Annotated in this window: 14 protein-coding genes; all 14 read left to right on the top strand. The window is 68.9% G+C overall.

Annotated elements, in window-relative coordinates:
* Positions 1-29 precede the first annotated feature (29 nt).
* A complete protein-coding gene (locus tag GXY33_13790; protein NLX06205.1) occupies positions 30-671 on the top strand; it encodes a hypothetical protein in 642 nt (213 codons plus the stop codon).
* Between the two features lie 33 nt (positions 672-704).
* A complete protein-coding gene (locus GXY33_13785; protein NLX06204.1) occupies positions 705-1,451 on the top strand; it encodes a hypothetical protein in 747 nt (248 codons plus the stop codon).
* Between the two features lie 57 nt (positions 1,452-1,508).
* The gene (locus tag GXY33_13780; protein ID NLX06203.1) at positions 1,509-2,426 is read left to right on the top strand and encodes a hypothetical protein; all 918 of its coding nucleotides are present in this window, start codon (positions 1,509-1,511) and stop codon (positions 2,424-2,426) included.
* Positions 2,427-2,521: 95 nt separating this feature from the next.
* Positions 2,522-2,998, top strand: a complete 477-nt coding sequence (locus GXY33_13775) for a DUF1320 family protein (protein NLX06202.1) — start codon at positions 2,522-2,524, stop codon at positions 2,996-2,998.
* Between the two features lie 96 nt (positions 2,999-3,094).
* Positions 3,095-3,622 carry a hypothetical protein gene (locus tag GXY33_13770; GenBank protein NLX06201.1) on the top strand — a complete coding sequence of 176 codons (528 nt, stop codon included), beginning with the start codon at positions 3,095-3,097 and terminating at the stop codon, positions 3,620-3,622.
* 19 nt (positions 3,623-3,641) lie between these two features.
* A complete protein-coding gene (locus tag GXY33_13765) occupies positions 3,642-4,058 on the top strand; it encodes a hypothetical protein (GenBank protein NLX06200.1) in 417 nt (138 codons plus the stop codon).
* Between the two features lie 3 nt (positions 4,059-4,061).
* Positions 4,062-5,468, top strand: coding sequence for a hypothetical protein (locus GXY33_13760; protein NLX06199.1), 1,407 nt, complete (start codon positions 4,062-4,064; stop codon positions 5,466-5,468).
* 184 nt (positions 5,469-5,652) lie between these two features.
* Positions 5,653-6,033 (top strand): hypothetical protein, encoded by a 381-nt coding sequence (locus GXY33_13755; GenBank protein ID NLX06198.1) that lies wholly within the window; start codon positions 5,653-5,655, stop codon positions 6,031-6,033.
* A gap of 9 nt (positions 6,034-6,042) precedes the next feature.
* Positions 6,043-6,303 (top strand): hypothetical protein, encoded by a 261-nt coding sequence (locus tag GXY33_13750; GenBank protein ID NLX06197.1) that lies wholly within the window; start codon positions 6,043-6,045, stop codon positions 6,301-6,303.
* A gap of 9 nt (positions 6,304-6,312) precedes the next feature.
* Entirely contained in the window at positions 6,313-6,810 is a 498-nt protein-coding gene (locus GXY33_13745; GenBank protein ID NLX06196.1) for a hypothetical protein, read from the top strand.
* Between the two features lie 39 nt (positions 6,811-6,849).
* On the top strand, positions 6,850-7,695 hold the full coding sequence (locus GXY33_13740; GenBank protein ID NLX06195.1) for a hypothetical protein: 846 nt from the start codon (positions 6,850-6,852) through the stop codon (positions 7,693-7,695).
* Between the two features lie 90 nt (positions 7,696-7,785).
* Positions 7,786-9,099 (top strand): hypothetical protein, encoded by a 1,314-nt coding sequence (locus GXY33_13735; protein NLX06194.1) that lies wholly within the window; start codon positions 7,786-7,788, stop codon positions 9,097-9,099.
* A gap of 31 nt (positions 9,100-9,130) precedes the next feature.
* Positions 9,131-9,544, top strand: a complete 414-nt coding sequence (locus GXY33_13730; protein NLX06193.1) for a hypothetical protein — start codon at positions 9,131-9,133, stop codon at positions 9,542-9,544.
* A gap of 119 nt (positions 9,545-9,663) precedes the next feature.
* Positions 9,664-9,857, top strand: a 194-nt coding sequence (locus GXY33_13725) for a hypothetical protein (GenBank protein NLX06192.1), incomplete at its 3' end; no start/stop codon positions are given.

The raw sequence follows: 9,857 nt of genomic DNA, 5'->3' as shown, positions 1-9,857 counted from the left end.
TCCTGGCCGGCCGGATCAAGAAGCGCAGCGTGGAGATCTACGACGATCTGGCCGGCCGCGGACCCTACCTGCGGGCGGTGGCCTGGCCGCCCGTGCCCCAGGTCAAGGGCCTCGCCGACGTCCATCCCACCCAGGTCTTTACCGACGCAGCGGAATTCACGCGAATCGATTTTCAAGAAAAGGAGAACTCGATGAGCCAGACCCAGGAACAGGGCACGCACGACTTCCCCACCCGCCGCGAGTTGGAACAGATGATCGAGCGGCTGACCGCCGAACTGCGGGCCGAGCAGCGGCGCATCCTTGCCGCCCACGAAATCGCCAACTTCTGCGAGCAGATGGTCCTGGCCGGACGGATGACCCCGGCCGAGCGCGAAAGCGAAGAGCCGCTGCTGATCGAGCAGCGCCAGCGCGAAACCGCCGCCGAGTCCACCGACGGCCAACCCCGCCCCAGCGACAGGCGGATGGAGTTCTACCGCTCCCGCCGCGGCGTCGTGACCCTCGAAACCGACGACGCGGCCCATCGCGCGGGCAAGCCCGACCCCGCCGCCGCCAAAGCCGCCCGGCAGTTCCACGAGCACCGCGAGTTCTTCACGCGGATGGGCGTGAGCCTCGAGGACCTGGCTGAACTCCAGCGGATCGAAGGCGACGCCGCCAATCCCCTGACCGTCTGACCGAAACGCAACCCATTTCGCAAGGAGCACACGATGACCCTAAGCAGCGACAGCAACGTCAACCGGTACATCGACCAGCAGCTTCGCACGCTGGCGGTCAAGGCCCTGGCGGTGATCTACCGCGGCGCCCTGGTGGGGCTGGACCGCCTCTGCGGCTGCGCCCGGCCGCTGCAGGCGGCGGACCAGTTCCAGGGCCTGGCCTACGAGAAGTGCGACAACGCCGCCGGGGCCGACGGCGGCCGCGAGGTGACGATCTTCACCGAGGGCGACTTCGAGTTCGCCCTGGCCGGGGCGACCAAGACCGCGATCGGCCGGCCCGTCTTCGCCACCGACGACAACACGCTGACTTTCGCCGGCGGATCGGCCAGCTACGTCGGCCGGATCGTCGACGTGCCCGCGGCCGGCTCGATCATCGTACGGATCGATCCGCAGCGGCGCTTCACGGCGAACGTCTGCGTCCCGTTGGCCTCATCGACCGCGGCGGCGGCGAAGAACCCCGTCGGCTGCTGGTCGACCCCGATCGTGGTGGTCAAGGCCCAGTGCTGGTTCGAGACCAAACCGGACCAGGGGGCGCTGGACGTGGGCGCCGACGCCGCCGATCCCGACGAGATCGTGGACAGCTTCAACCTGACCACGCTGGTCGACGGCACGCCGTCGAACCTGATCCTGGCGGGCACGACGGTCGCCGCCAACACGCGGCTGTGGGCCAGGGTCGGTCAGGCCAACGCCGCCGCCGGCGTGGGCGGGGGCCTCGCCATCGAGTACTTCCCCCTGCCGTAGCGGGGGAACCAACGAGCCGATCGCGAACGGAACAACCACTTCACAAGGGAGCATCGCATGTCAACCATCATCGATACGGGTCTGACGACCACGGCCCTGAAGGGCAATTTCTTTTCGGCGCTCAAGGCGGTCTCGCCGGTCTGGAAGCGGCTGGCCACGGTGGTCAAGTCGAGCGGTCCGTCGGAGAACTACCGCTGGCTGGGCACCGTCCCGCCGATGCGGGCCTGGGGCACGGGCCGGCTGGCCAGGGGGCTGCGCAGCGAGTCGTACAACGTCGAGAACCAGAAGTACGAGGCGACGATCGAGGTCGATCGCGACGAACTGGCCGACGATCAGCTCGGTCAGATCGCGGTGCGGGTCCGCGAGTTGGCCCGCCGCGCGGCTGGGCATCCGGACAAGCTGCTGGCCGTGCTGATGGAGCTCGGCGGCGAGGCCGACTACGTCGCCTACGACGGCAGGACGTACTTCGCAGCCGACCACCAGAGCGGGGCCAGCGGCGTCCAGAGCAACGCGTTGACCTTCGACGCCGCCAACGCCGAGGCGGTCACGCCCGAGGAGTTCGCCGGCTCGTACCGGCAGGCGGTCGAAACGATGCTGGCCTACAAGGACGACCAGGGCGAACCGATCGCGGGCGACGTCGGCCAGCTCGTCGTGGTGGTCCCGCCGGTTTTGTGGTACGCCGCCAAGCAGGCCCTCAGCGCCGAGATCCTCGGCAGCTCGACCAACATCCTCTCGGGCGAGGCCCAGGTGGCGGTCTTCCCGCGATTGAGTTCGTCCGACCGGTGGTACCTCTGCCGCACCGACGTCGAGGTTCGGCCGTTCGTGTTCCAGGACCGCGAGGCGCTCGAGTTTACCGCCCTGGCCGAAGGCTCCGAGGAGTCGTTCAAGCGGGAAAAGTACCTCTACGGCGTCCGGGCCCGCTACGCGATGGCGTACGGCTACTGGCAGCACTGCCTGCGGACGCAGTTCACGTAGGCGGCGGCAGGAGAACGGCGGGCGCTGATCGACAAGCGCCCGCCTTCTTCCCCAACCCCTAATCCCCAATCCCCAATCCCACATGTGAGGACACCATGCCCACCTACGCCACGCAAGCCGACCTGGAGCAGTTCTTCTCGGCGGCCAACGTCGCCGACTGGGCGGACAAGGACCGCGACGGCGCGCTCGGCCCCGCTGAGCAGGCGGGGATCGAGACGGCCCTGGTCGCAGCGGAGGGGATCGTCGACGGCTACCTGGCCCGCGCCGGCTACGCCGCGCCGTTCGCCGCCGATGCATTCGCGGAACTTCCCGCGCGGGTGCAAAGCCAGCTTCGCCAGTGGACGGTGACGGTGGCGGGGTTCCACATCTACGCGTGGCGCGGCCTGCGCGACCGGGCCAACGCGATGGAGGCCCTGTACGCCAGAACGCTGGCCCAGCTTCAGGATTTGGGGCGCGGCACGCTGCTGGCGGGCGTGGCGCGAGCCGGCCGCGTCAGCGCGGGCACGGGCCGCACGGTCGGCCAAGCGACCGACGACCTGAGCCATCTGCGCGGCGACGGCTGGGATTGGTGAGCAAGCGAGAAGGAAGATGGCGGGTGAACCTGCGGCTTTGCCGCAGAACCTCCCGCCCTACAGATGGCCAAAGCCCAACAAGAACAGGACGCAACGATGAACCCCTGGACGCAGATACTTGATCGCATCTGGTTTTACCTGGAGGAGGGCCCGGCCTCGGCGGGTGTGACGGCGGCGTTCGCGCCGGCCAACCGGTGCCGGTACGGGGTGGACGAGCGCGACGCCCCGGTTCCTCAGAACGCCGATGAAGCGGTGCTGATCGTCGATCAGAGCGGCGGACAACTCGACCTGAACCACTCACCCGCGCACCTGCGGGCGAGCGAGGATTTTCAGATCGCGATCTGGACCGACACGCTGGCGCTGGGGAAGGTCAACGCGCTGCGGTTGGCGGTGGCGGCGGCGCTGGAGGCGGGCCTGCCGGACCTGGGCCTGGCGCGGGTGCTGGAGGTGCGGATGCGGACGGGCCGACTGACGCTGGCGCTGGACAAGGTCGAGCAGGATGCCGACGGCCGGCTGATGCAGTGGCGCAACGACCTTCGCCGGTCGCGTCAGCGGGCGGTGCTGCTGGAGCTGACGGTGACGTTTCTGATCGGGCGCGACGAGCTGTCCGCGGCGGCGACGTGATCGCAAGGAGACCGACGCGATGTACAAGCTGATGTTCGGCAACGTGGCGGTGGGCGACGAGTTGATCGTGGCGATGGGCCGCTGGGAGGCGACGGCGAAGGCCGGCGGTTCCGGGCAGACGCTGGGGCCTGTGGTGCCGGTGGACGATCGGCCGCTGGGGCTGGCGCTGTATCCGACGTTTCGGGTTCGGTATCGGGCGGCGGACTTCCTGGCGTTCGAGCGGTGGGTGTTCGACCTGGCGGCGTGGGCCGACGGCGGGGCGCGGTGGATCGGGGTGATGGACGAGTTGAATCGGCTCGTGGTCGATTACGGCTACGGCAAGCTGCTGTCGCTCGAGCGGCCGCGGCCGTCGGACCCGCACGACGCGCGGTGGTCGGACCAGGTGGTGCTGACGTTCCAGACGGACGCAGCCCCGGTGTTCGCGGAGCAGGAGTAAGCGATGACCGAGTATCGGCTGGAGATCAACGATCGGACGGCCAGGCCGGGCACGACGCCACAGCGGTTGACGGGCGGCCTGGACGGACGGCGGCGTCTGACGTTTCGCGTCGACCGCGACGCCGGCTCGCCGGGGTTGGCAGCGGCGGTGCGATTCTGGTGCGGCGAGGCGCTGGTGTTCGCCGGCCGCACGACGGCGGAGCGGGCGTGGGCCGACGGGCAGAGCCGCGGGCGGCTGGTGGAGGCGTCGGGCCCGGTCGATCTGGCCGGTTCGGTCTCGGCGGTGGACGCCGCCGGCGTGCCCGTGGTGTCCTATCGAAACGCGACGGTCGGCGGCGTGCTGCTTGACCTGCTCGAACGTCACGCCGACGCCCTGCGCCAGGCCGGGGCGGCGGGCGACGTCGTCTGCGCCGCCGCCGACGTCTCGCCGTTGTCCGAGCCGATCGACTGGCTGTGGGTTGAGAACGGCGATCTGGCCTCGGCGATCGGCGAGGCCCTGGAGTTCGGGCCGTACGTGCTGGCCGTCGATCCGGCGACGCGGCGATGGAGGGCGGCGACGTTCGATCAACTACCGCGCGAGACGCTGGACCTGACCAGCGGTTCGCCGTGGTCGGCGGCGCGGTGGTCGCTGGAGCGGTCGTCGGAAAGCTGCACGGCGGTGCGGCTGGTCTCGGAGCGCAAGGTGGCGATCGGCCTGGCCGAGGCGTCGCCGGCGTGGGACGCGGCACTGGAGGCGGACTGGCAACTGAACCACGCATTTGTCAATCCACAGGATGCGAGCGTGATCGACGGCCGGGCGCGGGTGTACCGGCGCTTCGGCTACGGCCATATCGCCGGGCTGCTCGAGGATCAGCCGATCGAGCTGGTCCAGCGAACGATCGGCGCGGCGGGTCAGGAGGTGTTCACGCCGGTCGAGACGCTCGGACCGGACCTCGCGACGCAGACGGTGACCTCGCGGTATCCGATCCTGGCGGTTCCGCCGAACGGGCGGGTCAATTCGCGCAACGCGCTGGTTCCGGGCCACAGCCAATCGGGCGAGGTGCGGATCCGCTACCGCCATCACACCGACGTTCCTCGGCTGGCGGCCCGCTACCCAGCCGACGGGCACAGCGGGCCGGCGAGCGCCGCGCCGCGCGAGCGGGTGGTCTATTGCCCGGACGACCGGCAGATCACCGCGGAGCGGGCCCGGCGGATCTGGCGGCAGGCGAGTCGCGCGGCTGAGCGGATCAGTCTGGCGGCGGTGGGTCCGCTGCCCGCGGAGCTGGCCGCGGGTCCGGCGCGGCTGGCGGTGCGCGGATTGGGCGAAGCGGCGATCGCGGAAAGCGAATCGCTGGTGGTCGAGCACCTGACGTACGATTTTGCGGCGCGGCGGCTGGCGTTGGTGCTGCGGCGCGATACGGAGCGCGTGTAGGGTGCGTCCTCCGGACGCACCATTTCTGCTCAGGTGTGGTTGGTTGTTGTGACACCAATGCGAGGATCGGCCATGGGTTGTTGGGAGGGATTTGCGGTTCAATCGCGGGCGGCGCTGGGCTGGTGCGTCCGGAGGACGCACCCTACGGCGCGGAGCGTGGCGTATAGCGACGGAGGTGACAGAGATGGACGAGAACCGGACGCGGGAACAGGCGGCGGAGATGCGGCGGCTTCGGGCGCGGGTGGCGGCGCTGGAGGCGGATCGGCGGGCGGCGGATCGGACGGCGTCGCCGCTGACCGCGGCGGTCGGTCCGGCGATCTGGCGGCCGGAGTCGTTTGCCGCGCGGATCGGCGCGGATTTCGCAGACGGGACGTACGAAGTGGTTCGGCTGATTCCCGACGGGGTCAACAGCTTCGTTGACGATCCGGATCAGACCGCGGCAATCCGCGTGGGGCACGTCGCCGAACGCGGCGGGTACGCGGGCGGGTTGGCGGTCGGCGACCTGGTGCGGGTGCGGTTCGACGGGCTCGGGCCGGATGGGACGGCGATCTACCATGTGTATTGAGGCGGAATGATGGACGTCGGCTACATCGTCACGTACGTGTGTTGCGCCCTGCTGGTGGGGTTGGGCGGGTGGATGATTTTTCACACGGTGGACCGTCGGGTGCACGTGGGTCGCGACCGGCTGGTGAGCGAGGAGTTGCTGGCGGCGCGGCTGGCGGGTCTGGAGGACCGGTTGGCGGGCCGGATCGCAGCGGTGGACGTGAAGCTCGAGGACCTGGAGAAGTGGACGCAGGACATTCACCGCCGGTTGGAACGGCTGGCGGAGCGATAGGAGGCGTCGATGGCGGCGAGGATCACGATCGAGTTCGTCAAGTTGCACCGGTGGCATCGGCCGCTGGGGTTCGCGGTGTTCCACCGGCCGGATTGGTTTTTGAGCAGCGGCGCGGAGATGCTGACGGGCCTGCCGGTTCGGCTGTGGGCGAACGTCTGGGAGAAGGCGGGTTTCGGCCACGGCCGGTTCGGGACGGGGAGTTTCGGCTGGGCCCAGGGCGGGGTGACGGGCGGCGGCTTTGGGTGCGGCCGGTTCGGCTGCGGTGAGTTCGGCTACTACAACGAACCGTTTTCGTGGACGACGCCGCGGTCGTATCGCGACGGCTACCACAGTTTTGGGGTGCGGCTGATCGGGTCGAACGGGAAGGTCGATCTGGCGATGCCGTCGCGGCTGGTGTTCGTGACGTCGGTTCCGGCGGCGCCGCGATGGCTGGAGCTGGCATCGGTGTCGTACGGCCGGCCGACGGTGCGCTGGACGGCCAGTGCGGACTTGCCGGCGGACAGTTGACGCAAAGCAAATGGCACATTCGAAATCGAGGAGCGAACGATGACGGAGCTGTTTCCGAGCGATGCGGAGTTGGAAGGGCTGTCGGGCCTGGTCGATCCGGTGACGGGGGTGTACTACCCGATCAAGGGCGAGGGGCTGGACTGGTACGTGAGTTTCGTCAAGTGCATCTATCGGTTGTCTCGCAACGCGGCGGTCGGGGCGGGGCTGCGGGTGTACAAGACGGGCGACCTGGTGGCGGGCGTCAAGCCCGGGCGGTTTTTCGACGGGACGGCGGTGCGGGAGTACGCGGGCGTTGCCGATCGGGTGCTGACGGACAACGCGACGAACTACCTGTACCTGCTGGCGGATGGGACGCTGGCGGTGAGCGTGGCGGGTTTTCCCGACGCCGCGGCGACGCCGCACGTTCGACTGGCGACGGTGGCCACGAGCGGCGGGACGTTCGGCGACGCCGATATCACCGACTGGCGGGCGGCGCACGTGTTCGGGTTGGCGGGCCCGGTGGGGGCTCAGCGGCTGGCGGCGGGGTTGGCCGAGATGATCCCGCAGGTCCAGATCGCGGTGGGCGTCGAGGCGGGCAATGCGATCGCGGTGACGGTCTCGGTGCGAAGCGCAGCGGGCGGGGCCGACGGTCACGTATTCGCAGTGGAGGCGTGGCTGTCGAACGCGCCGGCTGGGACGGTGACGGGGTCGCCGCCGAACGGGGCGGTGAGTTGGACAACGGGCGCGGTGATCGAGGAGATCGCAGCCAAGGCGCGGTGGACGGTGCTGACCGGCGCGACGGGCGAGGCGACGCTGTCGGTGGGACACTCGACGACGGGCACGTGGTATCTGAACGCAGCGGTCGACGGGCGGGTCTGGAGCAGCGCGGCGATTGCGTTTGTGTGATTTGCAGGGCGGGTCATGACCCGCCCTACAGGCGCTTGGATGGCGGGATGAAATCGGCAGTCAACCATCGGCAATTCCAGGGAGCAGATCGTGACGACGTATTACGTGCGGCAGGACGGATTGGACGGGAACGCGGGCACGTCGGACGACGCGGCTGGGGCGTGGCATTCGATCCAGTACGGGTTCGATCGGCTGGCGGCGGGCGACGTGCTGCAGCTTCAGAGCGCGACGTGGCGGGCCGAGTCGAAGGCGGCGGGGGCGGACGGGCGGTTCGTTGCGGCGGCGACGTTCGGTTCGGCGACGGCGGCGTTTGTCACCGCGGGCGTGGCGGCGGGCGATTACGTGTTCGTCACGGATCCGGACGGGACGTTTCGTTCGTATCGAATCCAGAGCGTGGATAGCCAGACGCAGTTGACGCTGGCGGAAGCGGCGAGCGCAGCCGATCCGTCGACCAATCGACCGTTCTGGGTTTGCGCGCCGGATCGGATGCCCGTTCGGACGCTGAGCTATGCCCGCGAGGTGCCGTACGGCGGATCGGTGGTGCAGGTGCGCCTGAACGGGGCGGTGCTGGACGGGGCGGACCAGGTCTGGACGGTGATGACGCTCGGCGGCGGCGACTATCGCCGGGTGCGGGTGATGGGGCCGGGACGGATGTGCGGCGGCACAGCCAGCGGGATCCTGTTCGAGCCGGAGTACCACTACGATGATTACCTGGTCTCGGTTGAGGGCGTGGAGGTGTGCGGTTGCCCGATCGGGATCGAGGTCGGGTACTTCTGCCAGAATGTGACGATTCTGGGATGCCGGGTGCACGGGTGCCAGACGGGGATCGCCTGCAACGCCAATCCATCGTCGCAGGCGCGGCTGGTGGGCAACGCGATCGATGACAACCAGGTCGGGGTGCTGGCGGCGCGGGTGGAACTGCTGGGCAACCTGATTTGCTCGAACGTTACGGCGGGCGTGCGGGTCATGAGCGTCTACGACGATGCGTACATGAACAACGTGATCTGGGGCAACGGGTATGGGATCTGGTTCGGCGCCGATCTGGCGGAGCCGCAGGCGGCGCCGGTGCTGGCGGGCAACATCGTCTGGGGCAATGCGACGGCGGATTTGTACAACGAGGACGCGGTCCACGCGCTGGGCTACATCTCGAGGAACAACTGCGTGGGCGTGTTGAGCGGGTTGGGGTTGTATCGCGATGCGACGGACGTCGCGGACGATCCGCGGTTCGTGGACGCAGCGGGCGGGGACTTTCGGCTGCGCGGGGCGTCGCCGTGCCTGGCGGCGGGGTTCGTCAATCCGCACGTGGCGGGGGCGGTGATGCCGATGGGGCTCTCAGCCGCGCGGCGATACGTGCCCGGCCGGGCGGCGGTGTACGCGAACGTCCGGCAGGCGGTGGCGCGATAGGCGGTCTGCGATTCGAGAAAGGAGCTGATCGATGATCTACAAGCTGTACGTGACGGAGGACGGCGCGCCGAAGGCGGGATTAACACCGGCATGGTCGAGTCTGCACGCGATCGACGGGCAGGACCGGTTGGCCGGCGCCCCAGCGGTTTTCGAGATCGGCGGCGGCTGGTACGGGTTTGCCGTGCGGTACGGGACGGCCCCGTTCGACGTGCCGGAGCTGGTGGGCGTGATCGACGCGGGGGCGGCCTTGAGCCCGTTCGAGCGGTATCTGCCGGTGACGATCAGCCTGCGCGACCTGGCGCTGGCGAAGATCGTCAACAACGCATCGTACCGATTGGCCGACGGGGTCGAGACGATCCGGGACGACGCGGACGCGGGCGATGAGCTGGTGGTGACACTGAGCCAGGAGGAGGACGTGGAGTATCGCGTGGTGAGTGGCGGATGAACCGAGAGAATCCAGAACTCAGTGGTCAGAATTCAGAATGCAGCGTGGGCATCGTCCGCCGGACTCCTCTCATTCTGTGTTCTGAGTTCTGAATTCTTTTCTTCATATACGAGGGAACGATGATCGGATATCGACGCGGGATGTTGACGGATGGTTGGTTCGGCTGGGCCGGGCGCAGCGGGATGATGCTGTCGGATGGGTACTTCTGGGCCCGGCGGGATGGGGGGTACAACTTTTACCTGGGGCGCTTTGGGCCGAGCGATATCGACCTGGCGCATCCGGCGGCGGCGTGCGGGTCGCGGCGCAGCGAGTT

Source organism: Phycisphaerae bacterium (genome assembly GCA_012729815.1).
Classification (GTDB): domain Bacteria; phylum Planctomycetota; class Phycisphaerae; order JAAYCJ01; family JAAYCJ01; genus JAAYCJ01.
The sequence above is the reverse complement of the archived record's forward strand: the minus strand, read 5'-3'. Positions and strand labels throughout refer to the sequence as shown.

Excerpts from the sequence above, each read along its gene's own strand:
- GXY33_13785 (NLX06204.1), top strand. The coding sequence starts at position 705 with ATGACCCTAAGCAGCGACAGCAACGTCAACCGGTACATCGACCAGCAG.
- GXY33_13740 (NLX06195.1), top strand. The coding sequence starts at position 6,850 with ATGACGGAGCTGTTTCCGAGCGATGCGGAGTTGGAAGGGCTGTCGGGC.
- GXY33_13775 (NLX06202.1), top strand. The coding sequence starts at position 2,522 with ATGCCCACCTACGCCACGCAAGCCGACCTGGAGCAGTTCTTCTCGGCG.
- GXY33_13765 (NLX06200.1), top strand. The coding sequence starts at position 3,642 with ATGTACAAGCTGATGTTCGGCAACGTGGCGGTGGGCGACGAGTTGATC.
- GXY33_13760 (NLX06199.1), top strand. The coding sequence starts at position 4,062 with ATGACCGAGTATCGGCTGGAGATCAACGATCGGACGGCCAGGCCGGGC.
- GXY33_13770 (NLX06201.1), top strand. The coding sequence starts at position 3,095 with ATGAACCCCTGGACGCAGATACTTGATCGCATCTGGTTTTACCTGGAG.
- GXY33_13780 (NLX06203.1), top strand. The coding sequence starts at position 1,509 with ATGTCAACCATCATCGATACGGGTCTGACGACCACGGCCCTGAAGGGC.
- GXY33_13745 (NLX06196.1), top strand. The coding sequence starts at position 6,313 with ATGGCGGCGAGGATCACGATCGAGTTCGTCAAGTTGCACCGGTGGCAT.
- GXY33_13730 (NLX06193.1), top strand. The coding sequence starts at position 9,131 with ATGATCTACAAGCTGTACGTGACGGAGGACGGCGCGCCGAAGGCGGGA.
- GXY33_13755 (NLX06198.1), top strand. The coding sequence starts at position 5,653 with ATGGACGAGAACCGGACGCGGGAACAGGCGGCGGAGATGCGGCGGCTT.
- GXY33_13750 (NLX06197.1), top strand. The coding sequence starts at position 6,043 with ATGGACGTCGGCTACATCGTCACGTACGTGTGTTGCGCCCTGCTGGTG.